This window comes from Rothia mucilaginosa, assembly GCF_964210535.1.
GTDB classification, from domain to species: Bacteria; Actinomycetota; Actinomycetes; order Actinomycetales; family Micrococcaceae; genus Rothia; species Rothia mucilaginosa_F.
The window spans coordinates 38,635-57,414 of record NZ_CAXOMR010000007.1; the positions used below are offsets into that span (position 1 = coordinate 38,635).

16 protein-coding genes are annotated in these 18,780 nt (G+C 61.3%); all 16 read left to right on the top strand.

The genetic code is table 11. From position 1 onward, the window contains the following. Positions 1 to 57: 57 nt before the first annotated feature. The 16 genes from aspS (at position 58) to nusB (ending at position 18,474) form a co-directional block, all read left to right on the top strand. Positions 58 to 1,830, top strand: a complete 1,773-nt coding sequence (gene aspS, locus AB8C10_RS03800; RefSeq protein WP_368866880.1) for an aspartate--tRNA ligase — start codon at positions 58 to 60, stop codon at positions 1,828 to 1,830. 193 nt (positions 1,831 to 2,023) lie between these two features. Next, positions 2,024 to 2,551 (top strand): adenylate kinase, encoded by a 528-nt coding sequence (locus AB8C10_RS03805; RefSeq protein ID WP_070599973.1) that lies wholly within the window; start codon positions 2,024 to 2,026, stop codon positions 2,549 to 2,551. A gap of 106 nt (positions 2,552 to 2,657) precedes the next feature. Continuing rightward, positions 2,658 to 3,092 (top strand): D-aminoacyl-tRNA deacylase, encoded by a 435-nt coding sequence (gene dtd, locus AB8C10_RS03810; RefSeq protein WP_049327228.1) that lies wholly within the window; start codon positions 2,658 to 2,660, stop codon positions 3,090 to 3,092. 181 nt (positions 3,093 to 3,273) lie between these two features. After that, positions 3,274 to 4,863, top strand: a complete 1,590-nt coding sequence (locus AB8C10_RS03815; RefSeq protein ID WP_368866881.1) for a replication-associated recombination protein A — start codon at positions 3,274 to 3,276, stop codon at positions 4,861 to 4,863. 756 nt (positions 4,864 to 5,619) lie between these two features. Further along, a complete protein-coding gene (gene rpsD / locus AB8C10_RS03820) occupies positions 5,620 to 6,252 on the top strand; it encodes a 30S ribosomal protein S4 (protein ID WP_012903479.1) in 633 nt (210 codons plus the stop codon). Positions 6,253 to 6,565: 313 nt separating this feature from the next. Beyond that, a complete protein-coding gene (locus AB8C10_RS03825; protein ID WP_311452823.1) occupies positions 6,566 to 6,994 on the top strand; it encodes a DUF948 domain-containing protein in 429 nt (142 codons plus the stop codon). After that, positions 6,994 to 7,491 (top strand): peptide chain release factor 4, encoded by a 498-nt coding sequence (locus AB8C10_RS03830; protein ID WP_304270123.1) that lies wholly within the window; start codon positions 6,994 to 6,996, stop codon positions 7,489 to 7,491. Before AB8C10_RS03825 ends, AB8C10_RS03830 begins: the two co-directional genes overlap by 1 nt. Positions 7,492 to 7,623: 132 nt before the next feature. After that, positions 7,624 to 10,311, top strand: a complete 2,688-nt coding sequence (gene alaS / locus AB8C10_RS03835; RefSeq protein WP_368866882.1) for an alanine--tRNA ligase — start codon at positions 7,624 to 7,626, stop codon at positions 10,309 to 10,311. A 2-nt stretch (positions 10,312 to 10,313) separates the two neighbouring features. Continuing rightward, positions 10,314 to 10,877, top strand: a complete 564-nt coding sequence (gene ruvX, locus AB8C10_RS03840; protein ID WP_368866883.1) for a Holliday junction resolvase RuvX — start codon at positions 10,314 to 10,316, stop codon at positions 10,875 to 10,877. Then, the gene (gene mltG, locus AB8C10_RS03845) at positions 10,874 to 12,067 is read left to right on the top strand and encodes an endolytic transglycosylase MltG (protein ID WP_368866884.1); all 1,194 of its coding nucleotides are present in this window, start codon (positions 10,874 to 10,876) and stop codon (positions 12,065 to 12,067) included. Before ruvX ends, mltG begins: the two co-directional genes overlap by 4 nt. A 263-nt stretch (positions 12,068 to 12,330) precedes the next feature. After that, on the top strand, positions 12,331 to 13,266 hold the full coding sequence (locus tag AB8C10_RS03850) for a shikimate dehydrogenase (protein ID WP_368866885.1): 936 nt from the start codon (positions 12,331 to 12,333) through the stop codon (positions 13,264 to 13,266). 119 nt (positions 13,267 to 13,385) lie between these two features. After that, positions 13,386 to 14,603: a chorismate synthase gene (aroC, locus tag AB8C10_RS03855; protein ID WP_368866886.1), complete on the top strand. Its 1,218-nt coding sequence runs from the start codon at positions 13,386 to 13,388 to the stop codon at positions 14,601 to 14,603. Further along, positions 14,603 to 16,117, top strand: a complete 1,515-nt coding sequence (locus AB8C10_RS03860; RefSeq protein WP_368866887.1) for a shikimate kinase — start codon at positions 14,603 to 14,605, stop codon at positions 16,115 to 16,117. The genes aroC and AB8C10_RS03860 overlap by 1 nt, the downstream gene beginning before the upstream one ends. A gap of 25 nt (positions 16,118 to 16,142) precedes the next feature. Then, positions 16,143 to 17,273, top strand: a complete 1,131-nt coding sequence (gene aroB / locus AB8C10_RS03865) for a 3-dehydroquinate synthase (protein WP_368866888.1) — start codon at positions 16,143 to 16,145, stop codon at positions 17,271 to 17,273. Positions 17,274 to 17,500: 227 nt separating this feature from the next. Beyond that, a complete protein-coding gene (efp, locus tag AB8C10_RS03870; RefSeq protein ID WP_219101370.1) occupies positions 17,501 to 18,064 on the top strand; it encodes an elongation factor P in 564 nt (187 codons plus the stop codon). Beyond that, positions 18,064 to 18,474: a transcription antitermination factor NusB gene (gene nusB, locus AB8C10_RS03875; protein WP_005505934.1), complete on the top strand. Its 411-nt coding sequence runs from the start codon at positions 18,064 to 18,066 to the stop codon at positions 18,472 to 18,474. Before efp ends, nusB begins: the two co-directional genes overlap by 1 nt. Positions 18,475 to 18,780: the final 306 nt, after the last annotated feature.

Consider the following 18,780-nt stretch of genomic DNA (forward strand, 5'->3'; position numbering starts at 1 on the left):
CGCGAGTACCCGGCTACTGTCTATAGTCGTGAGGTGCCCGCTATGAAAGGAATGTCTGTGCTTCGCACTCACACCAACGGCGAGCTGACCGCCGCAAACATTGGAGAGACCGTCACCCTGACCGGTTGGGTGGCTCGTCGCCGCGACCACGGTGGCGTCGCCTTCGTTGACCTGCGTGACCGCGAGGGCGTCACCCAGTGTGTTTTCCACAATGAGGCTGATTTTGAGCACCTGCGCAACGAGTACGTTCTGCGCGTGACCGGTCTGGTGACTAAGCGCCCGGAGGGTAATGAGAACCCGAACCTGGCGACCGGTGAGATCGAGGTTGAGGTGTCCACCGTTGAGGTGCTGAACACCGCGGCCCCGCTGCCTTTCCAGATTGACGAGCACGTTGAGGTGGGTGAGGAGGCGCGCCTGCGCTACCGCTACCTGGATCTTCGCCGCCCGGAGCCGGCCCGCATCATGCGCCTGCGTTCGGACGCGAACCGTGCGGCACGTAACCTGCTGGCCGAGGACGGCTACATTGAGGTTGAGACCCCGACCCTGACCCGTTCCACCCCTGAGGGTGCGCGTGACTTCCTGGTGCCGGCTCGTCTGGCTCCGGGTTCGTGGTACGCTCTGCCGCAGTCCCCGCAGCTGTTCAAGCAGCTGCTGCAGGTGGGCGGTATTGAGAAGTACTACCAGATTGCCCGCTGCTACCGTGACGAGGACTTCCGCGCCGACCGTCAGCCTGAGTTCACTCAGCTGGACATTGAGGCTTCGTTCGTTGATCAGGAAGACATCATTGACCTGGGCGAGCGCATCGTTGAGGCTGTGTGGAACCTGATTGACGTGAAGGTTCCCCGCCCGATTCAGCGCATGACCTACAAGGATGCGATGGAGAAGTATGGTACGGACAAGCCTGACCTGCGTTTCGGCCTGGAGCTGACTGAGCTGACCGAGTACTTCAAGGACACCACTTTCCGCGTGTTCAAGGCTCCCTACGTGGGTGCTGTTGTGATGCCCGGTGGTGCTTCCCAGCCTCGCCGTACCCTGGACGCTTGGCAGGAGTGGGCTAAGCAGCGCGGCGCTAAGGGCCTGGCTTACGTTCTCATTCAGGAGGACGGTGAGCTGACCGGTCCGGTGGCTAAGAACATTACTGACGCTGAGCGTGCTGGCCTGGCTGAGGCTACCGGCGCGAAGCCCGGTGACTGCATCTTCTTCGCTGCTGGTGAGGCTAAGGCTTCCCGTGCGCTGCTGGGTGCTGCTCGTGTTGAGATTGGTCACCGTACCGGCCTGATTAAGGACGGCGAGTGGTCCTTCGTGTGGGTTGTTGACGCCCCCATGTTCGAGTCTTCTGCTGAGGCCACCGAGTCCGGTGACGTGGCTCTGGGTCACTCCGCATGGACTGCTGTGCACCACGCGTTCACCTCCCCGAAGCCCGAGTTCATGGATACTTTCGACACTGACCCGGGTTCGGCTCTGGCGTACGCTTACGACATTGTCTGCAACGGTAACGAGATTGGTGGCGGTTCGATCCGTATTCACCGCCGTGACGTGCAGGAACGCGTGTTCGCTGTGATGGGCATTGGCGAGGAAGAGGCTCAGGAGAAGTTCGGCTTCCTGCTGGATGCGTTCAAGTACGGTGCGCCGCCCATGGGTGGTATTGCGTTCGGTTGGGACCGTATTGTGTCTCTGCTGGCTGGCGTTGATTCGATCCGCGAGGTTATTGCGTTCCCGAAGACCGGTAACGGTTTCGACCCGCTGACTGCGGCTCCTGCACCGATTACTCCGGAGCAGCGTAAGGAAGCTGGCGTTGATTTCAAGCCGAAGAAGAAGGACGAGGAGTAATCTTCTCTAGTCTTTGGTCGTGCGCCCCGTAGGGGTGTGGGCTTGTGCGGCGTGAACCCGGCGGGCGTTGAGTTGTGCCGGGGTCGCCGTTGAGGGTGGGCTGTGTATTCTGCTGGTGCAGGGTCGCAGCCCACCTTTTGTATCAACTGGCGTGCGTGCCGATTTGTGTACTAACCAAAGGGGGGAGGGGAGCATGCGTATTCTGATTGCTGGCCCGAGCGGTAGCGGTAAGACGACGTTCGCGGCGCGGTTGGGGCGCCTCCTGGACATTCCGCATACGGAGATGGACTCGTTGCATTGGGGTCCGAACTGGACTCCGCGCCCTAGTTTTGAGGCGGATGTTCAGGCGCTCATTGAGCGGCCTGCGTGGATTACGGAGTGGCAGTATCCGCAGGTGCGCGGCCGTCTGCTGGAGCGTGCGGATGTGGTGATTTACTTGCGCTATAGCCGTGCGGTGGTCATGTGGCGTGTGGTTCGCCGGACGGTGCGCCGTGCGGTGACGGGTCAGAGGCTGTGGGCTGATAATGTGGAGCCGCCGCTGAAGAATATTCTGCGCGACCCGGACAACATGATTCGGTACACATGGAGGAGCTACCCGCACGTCGGGGAATTGCTGGCGGAGGCTCGCGGGCAGCATCTGCAGAAGCGTTTTCTTGAGTTTCGTACCCCGCGGGCGGCGAACCAGTTTTTGCGTGCCGTGCAGTTGCGCGGTGTGCTCTGAGGCGGCTGCCTCTAGAACTGCGGCTCCCCTAAACCAGCCGCTGAGAGCGGTGTCGAAAGAGATGTATGAGCCCGGTGAAGGTCGGCTCCAAGTTGAAAGGTGAACGATGCGAGTAGTTATTCAGCGTGTGACCCGCGCGGCGGTGCGCGTGGCGGGTGAGACGGTCGGCGCGATTGAGCAGCCCGGCTACCTGGTGCTGGTCGGCATCACGCACGGTGACGGCGCGGCGCAGATTGCGAAGCTTGCCGATAAGACCGCGAACCTGCGTCTGCTGGAGGGAGAGAAGTCCCTCCTCGATGAGGGCGCGCCCGTGCTGGCGGTCAGCCAGTTCACCCTGTACGGGGATGCGAAGAAGGGCCGCCGCCCCTCCTGGTCTGCTGCTGCGCCGGGTGCGGTGAGTGAGCCGCTGTTCAACGATTACGTTCAGGCGCTGCGTGAGCGTGGCCTGCACGTGGAGACCGGCGTGTTCGGTGCGGACATGCAGGTGGAGCTCGTCAATGACGGCCCGGTGACCCTAATTCTCGACAGCGAGACCCTCTAAAAGCGGCGCTTTCGATAGGTTAGTGGATTGCTCCTGGGTTTATAGCCTTGCCCCGGGGTTTAAAACCACGGCGAAGACACTAACCTATCGAAACCCTATCGAAAACCCGTGTGGCGTCACGCCGCGAGCTAAATCCGCACCCCGCGCCCACCTCAAGCCTGTGAAACGATAGAGTAAGACTATGGCTGATTCCCTCTTTGATCTTGAGCTGCCCGACGACGGAGACCGCGTGAGCCTGATTGGTGCGCCCGCCGAGGAGCCCGCCTCCTCGCGCCCCTCTGCGTCGCGTGCGCGCTCTGCCCGTTCGGCGTCCCGCGCACCCCTGGCGGTGCGCATGCGTCCGCGCACCATTGATGAGGTTCTCGGCCAGGAGCACCTGCTGACCCCCGGCTCGCCCCTGCGCGTGTTGGCGGGGGAGAACGCCGGCCCGGCAGGCCCGTCCTCGGTGATTCTGTACGGCCCGCCGGGTACGGGTAAGACCACACTGGCGCACGTGATTGCTCGCGCGCCGGGCCGCAAGTTCGTGGAGCTTTCGGCGATTACCGCGGGCGTGAAGGACGTTCGCGCGGTCATGGATCAGGCTCTGCTCGACCGCGACATGTACGGCACGACCACCGTGCTGTTCCTCGATGAGATTCACCGTTTTACCAAGGCTCAGCAGGATGCGCTCCTGCCCGGCGTGGAGAACCGCTGGGTGATTCTGGTGGCGGCTACGACGGAGAACCCGTCATTCAGCATTATTTCGCCGCTGCTGTCGCGCTCGTTGCTGTTGCGGGTTCATTCGCTGGAGCAGTCCGATATTGAGCGGCTGATTGACCGTGCGCTGGCTGACCCGCGCGGTTTTGGCGGCGCGGCAGTCATTGATGCGGATGCGCGCGCCCACCTCGCGGCGGTTTCCGGAGGCGACGCTCGCCGCTCCCTAACCTCGCTGGAGGCGGCGGCTGCGATTGCGTTTAGTGAGGCTGAAGCTGCGGGAAATACCACAGCAGAAACCAGCCCCGCAGAAACTGATGTAGCAGAACCCACCTCTGAAGAGACTGACCCCGCCGACCCCGATACCGCCAACTCATCCGATGATTCAGCGGGCTCAGATGAACCGGCGGGGGAGAAGGACCCGGAATCTGCCGCGCCCGTTCGCATCACTCTGGCGCACGCCGTGGAGGCGGTGGACCGCGCCGCGATCCGCTACGACCGTTCGGGTGACCAGCATTATGACGTGGTGAGTGCGTTCATTAAGTCCATGCGCGGTTCCGATGCGGACGCCGCGGTGCACTATCTGGCGCGCATGCTGGAGGGCGGCGAGGATCCGCGTTTCGTGGCGCGTCGCATCATGATTTTGGCGAGCGAAGATATTGGCTTGGCCGATCCGCAGGCGTTGCAGGTGGCGACGGCTGCGGCGCAGTCGGTGGCGCTGGTGGGCATGCCGGAGGCGCGCATCATCCTCTCGCAGGCCGTCATTTATTGTGCGCTCGCGCCGAAGTCGAACGCCGCTTATAACGCGATTAACCGCGCGATTGCGGATGTCCGTGCGGGCGCGTCGGGTCAGGTTCCGGTGCATCTGCGTGATGCCCATTATGCGGGGGCTAAGCAGTTTGGTCATGGTGACGGCTACATTTATGCGCATGATGCGCCGGGCCATGTGGCGGCGCAGCAGTACCTGCCGGATACTCTGCGCGGCACGGTGTATTACGAGCCGACTCAGTACGGTTTTGAGCGTACGTTGACGGAGCGTCGTGAGCGTATCCGCAGGATTCTTGACGGCGGCAACTAGCCGCGCCGGTTTGCCACGCGGACTAATCGCGCGAACTAGCCGCGCCGATTCATCGCGTGAACTAATCGCGCGAACTAGCCGCGCGCATCAATCACACGAAACCACCCGCGCGGGAGGGTTCGCCGGGCAGCTTACTGCGCCTCCTAAAAGACCCCACCGCCTAAAAGAGGGTAAACAGAAAGCGGTGCGTAGTACCTCGGTAGTACTGCGCACCGCATCAGAGTTTGAGTTGTGATAGACGTCTTGACTGTCGGCCAATCCCGGAAGGGCGGAGGTCAAGCTTGTTATGGTCTCTAGTCTAGGCGATATGGGAGCCTGAAGGCAAGCTATTCCCATAGATTCACAGGTTAAAAATAACGAAATGATTACAATCCAACATCTCGGCGCCGCAATTTTTCGGGGAAGGTGTACCTAAATAGCGCTGACGGGTGCAAATATTTTCTATTGGGGTCGTGTGGGTAACCATCAAAAACCCACATGTGCCGTGATTTGAACCAAAGAATCCCCAAAAGGCTGGTAAAGCCCGGGCGCATCCGGTAAGCTTGACGGGTCTGGCAATTACTATGCCCGCATCCGTGCGGGTGTCAGTAATGTAGCTGCGGGGTACTCTGCCCCGAGCTCTCCGCCCCACCGCCGTACAGCAACGACCGAGTCGGTCGCGTACGGGTCCCGGCGGGGTCAACCGAGGAGGCCAGTATTCAACAGACCGAGGCCCCACCCGTGAGGGTGCAGGAGCCTCACATAGAAAGGTAGATTGTGGCTAAGCACAACCGCACCCGCCGTACCGTGCGTCAGTCCCGTGCCCTGGGCATTGCACTGACCCCGAAGGCAGAAAAGTACCTCGAGCGTCGTCCTTACGGCCCCGGCCAGCACGGCCGTGCCCGCAAGAAGGCTGACTCCAACTACGCTACCCAGCTGAAGGAAAAGCAGCGTCTGCGCGCTCAGTACAACATCCGCGAGGCACAGATGCGCCGCGCATACCTCGAGGCAAAGCGTACCGAGGGCCAGACCGGTAAGAACATGGTCGAGCTGCTCGAGACCCGCCTCGACGCTCTGGTTCTGCGTGCAGGTTTCGCCCGCACCATTGCACAGGCACGTCAGATGGTTGTTCACCGTCACATTATGGTTGACGGCGTTCGCGTGGACCGCCCCTCGTTCCACGTCAAGCCCGGCCAGCTGATCCACGTTCACCCCAAGGCTGAGAAGACTGCCCCCTTCCAGGCTGCGGCTGCTGGCGAGCACCAGGCAGTTCTGCCCGAGGTTCCCGCATACCTGAACGTTGAGATCGAGAAGCTGCACGCAAAGCTTGAGCGCAAGCCCAAGCGCGAAGAGATCCCCGTGATCTGCGACGAGCAGCTGGTCGTTGAGTACTACTCGCGTCTGGCATAATCTCGATTTTTCGAGAAGCAACCCGTCCTGCACCGTTCGGTGGGGGCGGGTTGTTCCCGTTTAACGCGTTAACGCGCGGGTTTTGGGGGCTTATACACCAGAGTGCAGTGGTGCTGCTGAACCTGTGAATCTTCCTTCGCTGGGAGTTTCATGAGAGTTTAGGGGGCGCTTGAAGGATTTTTCGACTAAAATAGGGGATTGAGCTGTGTATACAGTCCTGAACTGTACGCACAATCCGGCTGCGTGCCACGGTGGCACGCGGTCCTGTACGACTATTGATAAGCATCATGCATTGAGCGGAATGGGGTTATAGATGACCGGCGGAGATATTGCGGGCCTGATTGCAGCAGGAGTTTTTGCGATTCTGGTGGCTCTTCTTGCGCTACCCATTATTCGCCTGACTAAGGTGTTTGATGAGCTTATCGTGACGATTCGTTCGCTGAACCAGAGCACCGGCCCCCTCATTGAAGAGGTGACCCGCACTGTGGTGACCACCAATGAGCAGCTGGAGAAGGTTGACGACATCACCTCGAACGTTTCGGATGCGTCCGCGAACGTTTCTGCGCTGTCCTCGCTGGTGACCTCGACTGTGGGTCAGCCGCTGATTAAGGTTGCGTCCTTCTCGTACGGTGTGCGTCAGGCGTTCCGCGGCGGCAAGTCCGGCGATGCACACGGCAACACCCACGCTGGTGGTCAGTACGGTTCGGCACAGTCCTCTTACTCTGCAGGCGGTGAGAACTAATGGGTCTGCTTCGTTCAGCTCTTCTGCTCGGCGCCGGCGCGGCGGTTGGTTACTTCGCTTCCAGGCGTGCCACCGCCTCCGAACCTGCTCAGCGTACCCCCGGCAGCGCCCTGCTCATGCGTGAGCACGGTGAGCTTGCCCTCAACCCGGAGTCTCAGATGGGAAAGTTCTTCGATTCGCCGATTGGCAAGCCCCTGCAGCCGTATGCGTTGCGTGCTGTTGAGTTCGCCGCCCGCGTGCGTGAGGGCATGCAGGAGAAGGAGATGGAGCTCAACGCTAAGGTGGAGCGCCAGAAGCAGGATTTGCGTCCTGGCTCCCTGGATACGTGGGACCGCCAGATGAGCTCGGCTGAGATTGAGTCCACGAACCGCCGCTTGGCTGAGCGTGAACTCATTGAGGTGGAGGCTGAGATTGCCTCCTTGGAAGAGGCTCAGAAGCGAGCGCGTGAGCAGCGTATTGCGCGTGACCGTCAGCTCGGCGACGGCTTCTTCAACTAGGTTTTAAAAGGTGGTGTCTTCGCCCGTAAACCACGGTACGAGGCTGGCTCGATTAGCCATTTTGCTCTCGGGCAGGCACCATAGGTCAGTAGACTAATTTAGAATTTCGCACAGATTACTCTAAGGAACGAGATGCTCTCACAGGAGATTTCCAAGCGCTGGATCGATTTCTTCGCTTCCCGCGGCCATACTGTGGTGCCTTCGGCATCGCTGATTTCGAACGAGCCCGGCGCTATGTTCACCATCGCCGGTATGGTGCCGTTCATTCCCTACTTCCTGGGCCGTGAGACCCCTCCGTTCTCCCGCGCGACCAGCGTGCAGAAGTGCATCCGCACTCTGGATATTGAAGAGGTCGGTAAGACTGCGCGTCACGGTACTTTCTTCCAGATGGCTGGTAACTTCTCCTTTGGTGATTACTTCAAGGAGCAGGCGATTCCGTTCGCTTACGAGCTGCTGACCACCCCTCAGGATAAGGGTGGTTTCGGTCTGGATCCTGAGCGCCTGTGGGTCACCATTTACGAGGGTGACGATGAGGCGTTCGAGATTTGGACTAAGACTGTTGGTTTCCCTGCCGAGCGTATTCAGCGCATGGGCATGAAGGAGAACTACTGGTCGACCGGTCAGCCCGGCCCTGCAGGCCCCGACTCGGAGATCTTCTACGACCGTGGCCCCGCGTACGGTAAGGAAGGCGGCCCGGCGGCTGACGACGACCGTTACATTGAGATTTGGAACCTCGTGTTCATGCAGTACCAGCGTGGCGAGGGCATCGGCAAGGACGATTTCGAGATTCTGGGCGAGCTGCCGAAGAAGAACATCGATACCGGTCTGGGTGTTGAGCGTCTGGCTATGCTGCTGCAGGGTGTTGAGAACTTCTACGAGACCGACCAGGTCCGCCCGGTGCTTGACGCTGCTTCTGAGCTGTCCGGTAAGAAGTACCACGGCTCTGAGTCTGCTGAGGATGAGGGCTACGAGGACGACGTGCGTATGCGCGTGGTGGCTGACCACATCCGTTCCTCGCTGATGCTGATTGCTGACGGCGTGACCCCCTCGAACGAGGGTCGCGGCTACATTCTGCGCCGTCTGATGCGCCGTGCGATTCGCGCGATGCGTCTGCTGGGCGTTACTGAGCCCTGCCTGCCCGTGCTGTTCCCCGCTTCGCGTGATGCGATGAAGGGTGCTTTCCCGTACGTTGCTGACGACTTCGAGCGTATTTCCCGTATTGCGTACGCTGAGGAGAAGGCGTTCCTGCACACCATTGAGACCGGTACTGAGCGTCTGGAAGAGGCTGTTGCCGCCGCTAAGAAGGACGGCTCCAACGCTGTTTCTGGTGCTGAGGCGTTTGCTCTGCACGACACCTACGGCTTCCCGATTGACCTGACCCTGGAGATGGCTGCTGAGGCAGGCGTGAAGGTGGATGAGAAGTCCTTCCGCGAGCTGATGGCTGAGCAGCGTCACCGTGCGCAGGCTGACGCTAAGGCGAAGAAGGGCGCGTTTGCTGACCTGTCCGAGCTGCGTAAACTCGTGGACGAGCGCGGCTCCATCTTCACCGGCTACACCGAGCTGCGTACCGAGACTAAGCTGCGCGCAATCCTGGTGGATGGCGTGTCTGTTCCCGCTGCTAAGGCTGGCGACAAGATTGAGGTTGTCCTGGACGAGACCCCGTTCTACGCGGAGGCTGGTGGCCAGGCAGCTGATACCGGTGTCATTACCGGCAACGGCTTCATTATTGACGTTCAGGACGTTCAGCAGCCCGTGAAGGGCCTGAGCGTTCACCGCGCCGTTGTGCGTGAGGGCGAGGTTCACACCGGTGCCGATGTTGTGGCACAGGTTGACGTTCAGCGCCGCCGCGACGGCGAGAAGGCACACTCGGGTACCCACATCATTCACGCTGCCCTGCACCAGGTGCTCGGCAACGAGGCTACCCAGCGTGGCTCCTTCAACAAGGAAGGCTACCTGCGCTTCGACTTCGCATGGAGCGAGGGCCTGTCCGAGTCCGCTAAGCGTGAGGTTGAAGAGGTCGCTAACCTCGCTATCCGCGACAACCACGAGGTGATTACCCGTGAGATGCCGCTGGCTGAGGCTAAGGCTCTGGGTGCTATGAGCCTCTTCGGTGAGAAGTACGGCGACGTGGTGCGCGTTGTTGAAATCGGCGGCGAGTTCTCCCGCGAGCTGTGCGGTGGTACTCACGTTGGTTCGTCCGCTGAGATTGGTTCGCTGACCCTGCTGACCGAGGGCTCTGTTGGCTCCGGTAACCGCCGTGTTGAGGCTCTTGTGGGTCTGGATTCCTTCAACCACCTGGCTGCTGAGCGTACCCTGGTGAACCAGCTGACCGGCCTGATGAAGGTTCAGTCTTCCGCTGACCTGCCCGAGAAGATTAACCAGACCCTGGCTAAGCTGAAGGCTGCTGAGAAGGAACTGGCTCAGCTGCGCCGCGAGAAGCTACAGGCTGAGGCTGGCAAGCTGCTGGAGAACGCACAGACCATTGGTGCTGTTCGCGTTCTGGCACATGACGCTGGCGAACTGGACGCTAACGGCGTTCGTGAGCTGGCTCTGGATCTGCGTTCGCGCTTCGGTTCCGAGGCCGCTGTTGTCGCCGTGGTGGGTGTGGCTAATGGCCGCCCCGTCGTCCTGGTGGCAACCAACGAGGGTGCTCGTGAGGCTGGCGTGAAGGCTGGCGCTCTGGTCCGCGTTGCTGCCGGTGTTCTCGGCGGCGGTGGCGGCGGTAAGGACGACGTCGCTCAGGGTGGTGGCCAGGACGCATCCAAGATTGGTGCTGCACTGGACGCTGTCCGCGACGCTATCGCACAGGCTCAGGCCTAAATATGGCAGAATTCCAGCGCGGAGTGCGGATGGGTGTCGATGTGGGTAATGCCCGCGTCGGCACCGCCCTCAGCGACCCCGACGGCATTCTTGCCACCCCGCTCAAGACGTTGCGCCGCGACGCGAAGAAGAACTCTGACCGCCGTGTTTTGCGCAAGCTGATTGAGGTGAACGAGGTGGTGGAGGTGTTCGTCGGCCTTCCGAAGACCATGCGTGGTGGGGATTCTCCCTCCACTGAGATGGCTCGGGAGTACGCTCAGGCTCTGCGCTCCGAGCTGGATGCCGAAGAGAAAACACACATTAACATTTGGCTGGTGGATGAGCGACTCACCACCGTGAGCGCTCACCGTGCACTGCACGAGGCTGGGGTTTCCAGCCGAGATTTCAAGACTATGGTTGACCAGGTGGCGGCTGTGAACATTCTGCAGTACAGCCTGGATGCCCTCAAGGCGGGGCAGTCCGTAGCCGGGTACAAGGTGAGCGATCCGGCCCACGAAGAAAACCGACCGTGCGAGTCAGAAGGGACAACGGTCGGTGCCGTCAACGAAACGGAGAACCTTCAGTGACCGAACAGAATAAACAGCCCGAAGAAAGCGGGCTCGACCTCTTTAGGCCGACGGCTGAGGATGAACGTAAGGGCATTACCGGCATCACGATGGAACAGGAAATCGTGTCGGTGGCTACGTTGCGTGCACGTAAGCGCCGCCGCCGCGCCATCATGCTGAGCGCAATTTCCCTGTTTGTCGTGGCGCTGGTCATCATTTCTGGTGCCCTGATTACCCGCTACGACCCGTTTAAGACTCGTGACTACTCTGGTGGCGGTAACGGCACGACCGTGACGTTCACGATTCGTTCTGGCCAGTCCACCGCGCAGGTGGCTGAGGAACTTGAGGCGGCTGGCGTTATTGCTGATGCTGATAAGTTCGTTGAGGTGTACACCAAGGAGAGCAAGGGCAAGTACCTGCAGCCTGGCACCTACGAACTGCAGCAGCACATGAGCAGCTCGAGCGCTATTAGCACCATTATTGAGGCGAACAGCAACGTTCTGTACCTGGCAATCCCGCAGGGTAAGCGCGTGAGCGAGACCGTTGACCTGATTGTTTCTGGCTCCGATGGCGCGTTCACCCGCAAGCAGGTTGAGGACGCAATCAGCAACTACACCCAGTACGGTGTGCCGAGCAACTTCCCCTCGATTGAGGGTTGGTTGCACCCGGGTGAGTACCGTTTCCCGAAGGATACCGACATTAAGAAGGTCATTCAGACCATGGTTGATAAGACCAAGGCTGACCTGAAGGAAGCCGGCGTGAGCGGCGACCAGAAGACCTTCGAGGTGCTGACCATCGCCTCCATCGTGGAGCTTGAGGCTCAGCCGAAGGACTACGTGGCGGTTGCAGGCATCATTGAGAACCGTCTGAACAACCCCGATGGTGAGACCTCGGGTCTGATTCAGTCGGATGCGACCGTGACTTACGGTCTGGGTGTCCGTTCGTACCACCTGACTGAAGAGCAGAAGGCCGATAAGAGCAATAAGTACAACACTTATGCGAATAAGGGTCTTCCGAAGGGTCCGATTGGTTCCCCGCAGCTGGCTTCGATTAAGGCTGCTGCGGCTCCTGAGAAGAACCCGTACTACTACTGGGTGACTGTGGACCTGGATTCCGGTGAGACTAAGTACTCCCGCACTTACGCTGAGCACCAGCGTTACGTTGAAGAGTACAACCAGTGGTGTTCTAAGCACCCGAACCGCTGTAGCTAATCGGTTTAGCCGGTAGCTATGATTCGGTAGCTTTGGACTGAAGGTTCCTTGCTGAGGCGGGTACCGCCTCCACGAGAGTGGGGGAGGTGCCCGCCTTTGCTGTACCCGGATTTTGGGGGTGCTCGGTTGGGGGGGTGCTTGATTGTTGGGCTATACCTGAATATTGGTTTGTCCCTTAAAATGGTAGGGTGCGCCCATGAACGCGGGTTCGTGGTGTGCATGTCCGCAAGCCCCAAGCGTTGAGAGCGAAAGAGTATCTATCGATGAAGACTGAACCGTACCGCGAAGCCCCGTATCTTCGCCGTGCCTACGTGCTGGGGCACCCTATTGCGCATTCGCTGTCGCCTGCGCTGCATCGTGCCGCGTATGACTTTTTGGGTGAGCAGAATTTGGGTTATGATCGCCGCGATACTCTGCCTGATGATTTGCCGGCGATTATGCGCGGGGTGCGCCACCCGGACGGTACGGAGGACGCCCCGTATATTGCGGGTCTGTCGGTGACGATGCCGTTGAAGACCGCGGTCATTCAGTATTGCGATGAGCTGAGTGAGACTGCCCGCGTGACCGGTGCGGTGAACACGGTGTATCCGCGCGGTGAGAAGGTGCTGGGTGATAACACGGATGTGATCGGCATTGTGAACGCGCTGCGCCACGCCGGTTTGGAGCCGCAGCCGCTCAAGGATTCTGCCGCGATTGTGGGTGGGGGAGCGACCGCTATTTCCGCCCTGACCGCTCTGCATCAGCTGGGGTATTCCCGTGTGAGCGTGTACGCCCGTTCCCTGCATAAGCTCGGTAGCGTGCAGGAGGCGGCGGACCGCCTGGGCGTTCAGCTGGAGCAGGTTTCCCTGGCTGAGCTGCCGCAGAATCTTGCGGAGCGCGGTCATCACCCGGTGATTTCTACGCTTCCGGCGCATGCGGCGGATGAATGGGCGAGCCAGCTGAGCGGGCTGAAGGGCGCCTCCGCAACGCACCGGCCGGTACTGCTCGATGTTGCGTATAACCCGTGGCCTTCGGTGCTGGCGAGCGCCTGGGAGGCGAACGGCGGCACGGTGGTTTCTGGCCTGGAGATGCTGCTGTATCAGGCGGTGGAGCAGGTTCTGCTGTTTACCGGCCGTGAACTGCAGCCCGCCGAACTGCTGGGTCTAATCAATGCGATGTGCGCGGCGGTTGATCTTGCGCCTCGTGCTTCCGTTTCGTGAAAAAAGCGTGCTTTCACTCGCTCAGTAAACGGGCATTTTATACACTATTTATACACGTGAAGAATTATTATTCCTTCCTCCTGCGCTGCGGTGCGGGTGCGATGAAAAGAGGTTAACCTATGGCCCTGCGTTGGCTCACTGCCGGAGAATCCCACGGCGAGGCGCTCGTCGGCATTATTGAGGGCGTACCCGCCGGTGTGGAACTCACCAGCGACATGGTGCGTGACGCCCTGGCTCGTCGCCGCCTCGGCTACGGCCGCGGTGCCCGCATGAAGTTTGAGGAGGACCGCGTGCGCATCCTGGGCGGTGTGCGTCACGGCCTGACTCAGGGCGGCCCGGTCGCGATTGAGATTGCGAACACCGAGTGGCCCAAGTGGACTGACGTGATGAGCTCCGACCCGGTGGATCCGAAGCTGATTGAGGGTCGTGCGCGTAATGCTGCGCTGACCCGTCCGCGCCCCGGTCACGCCGATTTTGCGGGTATGCAGAAGTACAACTTCTCTGAGGCTCGCCCGGTGCTGGAGCGCGCCTCCGCACGTGAGACTGCGACCCGCGTGGCTCTTGGTGTGGTTGCCGCCCAGATTTTGAAGGCTCTGGGTGTTGAGCTGGTTTCTCACACCGTGGCTGTGGGCGGCGTGCACGCTCCTGAAGGCGCCCCGGTGCCTTCGCCTCGCAACGTTGAGCAGCTGGATGCTGACCCGTTGCGCTGCTTCGACAAGCCGACCTCGGACGCTATGGTTCAGCGTGTGGACGAGGCACACAAGGACGGTGAGACCCTCGGCGGCGTGGTTGAGGTGCTCGCGTACGGTATGCCTCCCGGACTGGGTTCGTACGTGCACTGGGACCGCCGCCTGGACGCGCGCCTTGCCGCAGCGCTGATGGGTATTCAGGCTATTAAGGGCGTTGAGGTTGGCGACGGTTTCGCGACCGCTGACCGCCCCGGCACTGCCGCTCACGACGAGATTTCCATTGGCGAGCACGGTGTTACCCGCGATACCAACCGTGCAGGTGGTATTGAGGGCGGCATGAGCATTGGCGACCTGCTGCGTGTGCGCGCGGCAATGAAGCCGATTGCGACCGTGCCGAAGGCTCTGAAGACCATTGACACTTCCACCGGTGAAGAGGCTCGCGCCCACCACCAGCGTTCGGACGTGTGTGCTGTTCCCGCCGCCGGCGTGGTGGCGGAGGCCATGGTCGCCCTGGTGCTCGCTGAGGCGGCACTGGAGAAGTTTGGCGGCGACTCGATTGGTGAGACTCGCCGCAACATGGATTCCTACCTGGATGCTATTCCGGCGTCTCTGGCGTGGGAGTCTAACGTTGCCGGTTGGGACGCGTAGTGCCCCTTCCGGCGGAGTCAGAGGACCGCGGCGCGAAGGGTCGCGGTTCCGGGGAGGTTTCTGTGGAGCAGGGTGTTCGCCCGGTCGCTTCGAGCCCCCTTGCGCGTATTGCTGCGGCAACGCAGCGTGCGCGAGGGGGCGCTTCGCCGCGCCCGGATTCTGGTGTATCGGATTCCGGCGCCGCGGTGGAGGCCGAGCAGGCTGTATCCGCTGAGGTTACTGCGCATGAGGCGGGCGCTTCTGGCTCTTCTGCAGCTTCTGAGGCAGGCTCCAAGGCTGCCGCGTCGGTTTCTGCTGCCCGCGCGGCGTCTCGCGTGCCGACCCCGGCTGACCTGATGCGTTCGGGTGTTCGCCCCCTGCCCGCCGCTGCCGCGAACACGCAGGGTGTGCGCCTGTACGCCTCCTCGGTGTCTGAGGATGCCGACCCGGCGCTCGGCCTGGACGAGGACCTGCGCCTGAAGCTGCTCAGCGCCCTGCATGGCATGGGCACCGCCGAAGAAGAACCCCACAAGGAACCCGAGAAGGCGGAAGCACCCAAGCCGACTGCGCCTAAGCCTGCACCTGCCAAGCCCGTAGCTCCGAAACCGGCCGCGCCGAAACCTGCTGCGCCCAAGCCTGCACCTCCGAAGCAGGCTCAGCCTGCAGAGGCGGCGGGGGAGAGCGCTTCTGTTCCCGTGCAGAAGGCTGAACCCCAGCCTGTACCGGTCACGCCCGCAGCCCCCGTAGGTGTGTCCGAAACTTCCGTAGCTGTGCCCGCGGCTGAACCCCCCAAGCCGATTCGTCCGACTCCGGCGCTGTTCGGCAAGGTTCAGGTTGCTGCGCCCGCCGAACCTGTAGTACCGGCTGAATCTGTGGCACCCGCAGAGCTTGCCGTCCCCGCAGAGCTCACCGCGCTCGCAGAAGACGAGTCCGCCGGCGCTCGCATCCACCCGCAGCAGGTGCGTGAAATGCACGAAAACTTCGCGGAACGCTCCCGCCCCATCGTGCTCATTGGCCCCATGGCGGCAGGCAAGACCTACATTGGTACGCACCTGGCGCGTTTCTACGGCTACGAGTTCCTCGACGCCGACCAGCTGATTGTGGAACGCTACGGTGAGGTCTCCGAAATTTTCGAGATTTTCGGTGAGGCACACTTTCGCGAGCTGGAACGCAAGACCATCGAAGAGGTGCTGACCTCCCCGGTGTACCGCAACACGGTGTTTTCGCTCGGCGGTGGCGCGCCCATGACCGATTCGGTTGCGGAGCTCCTCAAGGACGAGTGCGTGGTGTACATCCTGGTTGACGCCGAGACCGTCACCCCGCGCATTACCGGCAACAAGACCCGCCCGCTGTTGCAGCCGAACCCGGTTGAGCGGTGGACCGAAATTTTTGAGCGCCGCCGCAGCCGGTACGAAGAGCTGGCGCACTTTACCCTGGACGCTCGCGGCGGCCGCCCCATCACCGAGATGACCGCCGAAATCCAGGCGTACGTGACCGCAACCCGTGCCTCCCGCGCGCAGCGCCCCCAAGCATAACCCCTCACCTGTGAAAGGACACATGATGAGCACTCAGCCCACCCCCACTTTCGGTGCCTCCGGCGCGGAAGATATCACCCGCATCCCGGTGACCGGCAGCTCCCCGCGTGAGAACTATGAGGTTCTCATCGGCCACAACCTGCTCGGTAAAATTCCCGAAATTCTGGGCAACCGCGCCAAGAAGGTGCTCGTGATTCACCCGCGTGCCCTGCGTTCCACCGGTGAGCTGGTCATGGAAGACCTGCGTGCCATGGGCTACGAATCGTTCAGCGCCGAAATTCCGGACGCTGAGGAGGCAAAGCACTACCAGGTGGCGGCGTTCTGCTGGCAGGTGCTCGGTCAGAACGACTTCACCCGCACCGACGCAATCATCTCCGTGGGCGGCGGCGCCATTACCGACGTTGCCGGCTTCGTCGCGGCAACCTGGCTGCGCGGCGTGCGCGTCATCCACATTCCGACCACCCTGCTCGGCATGGTGGACGCTGCCGTGGGCGGTAAGACCGGCATCAACACCGCCGAAGGTAAGAACCTGGTCGGCGCGTTCTGGCCGCCCGCCGCAGTGCTCTGCGAAATCGGCACCCTGCGCACCCTGCCTGAACATGAGCTGCTGACCGGCATGGGTGAGGTCGTCAAGTGCGGCTTCATCGCAGACCCCGAAATCCTTGACCTGATTGAGGCGAACCCGAACGCCGTGCGCGACTCGCAGTCCGCCGTGATGCGTGAACTCATTGAACGCAGCGTGCGCGTGAAGGCTGAGGTCGTCTCCGAGGACCTGCGCGAATCCGGCCGCCGCGAAATCCTGAACTACGGCCACACCCTCGCTCACGCCATTGAGCGCAACGAACGCTACCAGTGGCGTCACGGCGCGGCAGTGTCCGTCGGCATGGTCTACGCCGCCGAACTGGCGCTGGCAACCGGCCACGCCGACGAAGAGCTCGTGGCACGCACCCGCCGCATCCTCGAATCCCTGGGCCTGCCTACCTCCTACAAGGCAGACGCATGGCCCCAGCTGCTCGAAGCAATGCGCCGCGACAAGAAGGCACGCGGCAACCTGCTGCGCTTCATCATTCTTGACGGTTTGGCTCGCCCGCGCGTCTACGAGGTGCCGGACGATTCGATTCTGTACATGACCTACCAGGAAGTTATCTCCGAGTAGGTGATGAGTCCCGTACATTCACCGGACGCACCCGGCACGTATCTGCCAGCACATGACAGTCAGTACGCGCCAGCCAGCAGGGTGCCGCAGAAAATCTGTGGCGCCCCTGCTAGGCAAATTCGTGCGCATCCTGTAGAATGTACGGGACATATTTTTGCTCATTGAAAACTTAGCGCCGCGCTGGGTACCACTACGGCGTGAGCGTCGATGACACGAAGGAGAGCCCCATGGCATCCACTACCGATATTAAGAACGGCGCCGTCCTGAAGATTGACGGCAACCTCTGGTCCGTCGTAGAGTTCCAGCACGTTAAGCCCGGTAAGGGCGGCGCATTCGTCCGCACCAAGCTGCGCAACGTTACCTCCGGCAAGGTCGTCGACCGCACCTTCAACGCTGGCGCTAAGATCGAAACCGCAACCGTTGACCGCTCCGACTACCAGTACCTGTACCAGGACGGCGACGACTACGTCTTCATGGACATGAAGACCTACGACCAGATCAACGTTCCCGCAACCGTTGTCGGCGACGCAGCAAACTACATGCTCGAGTCCCAGACCGCAACCATCGCAATGCACGAGGGCAACCCCCTGTACATCGAGCTGCCCGCATCCGTGGTCCTCGAAATCACCTACACCGAGCCCGGCCTGCAGGGTGACCGCTCCACCGGCGGCACCAAGCCCGCAACCGTTGAGACCGGCTACGAAATCCAGGTTCCCCTGTTCCTGGAGACCGGCACCAAGGTCAAGGTTGACACCCGCACCGGTGAGTACCTCGGTCGCGTGAACGACTAATGAATTCGCGTACTAAAGCCCGATTGCGCGCCCTCGAAGTGCTCTTCGAGGCGGATCAGCGCAACGAAGATTATATTGAGGTACTCCGCCGCCGCCGACTGTACACGGTAGCGCAGATCTCTGCTTACTCTGAGGAAATCATTCGTGGCGTCCGCGACCACGACGAAGAGATCCGCGAGTTTGTTGAGACTTACGCCCGTGACTGGTCCTTCGAGCGTATGCCCGCCGTGGACCGTGCCGTGCTGCGTATTGGCACTTGGGAGCTTCTGTACAATGACGAAGTTCCGGATGCTGTCGCAATTTCTGAGGCTGTCGGTCTGGCGCGTGTGCTGTCCACGAATGAATCTCCGAAGTTTGTGAACGGTCTGCTGGATAAGCTCCGTCAGGTGAAGCCGACCCTGCTCGCGTAACACGTCTCGCCGCGGCCTGCTCGCCAGCTTTTATGACTGGTTGGTTTGCCGCCGTTGAGGATGCACCCGCAGGGGAGCGTACGTGAAACCCCCGCCGTACTGTAGTTCGCTACAGGACGGCGGGGGTTTTCTGTGTCTAGGTTGCGTTTGGTTGGTGCAGTTCTGCATGGGGTTCCGTATTGGGTGCGGATGCGCTCGCAGGGTTTGTTGGTAGCAGCGGTGGAGGCTTCACCGGAGCCCGTGGGTAGGAGCTGGTGGCAACAGTCGAGGCTTCACCGGACAACGCAGGCGGGGGAGTGCCCCCTC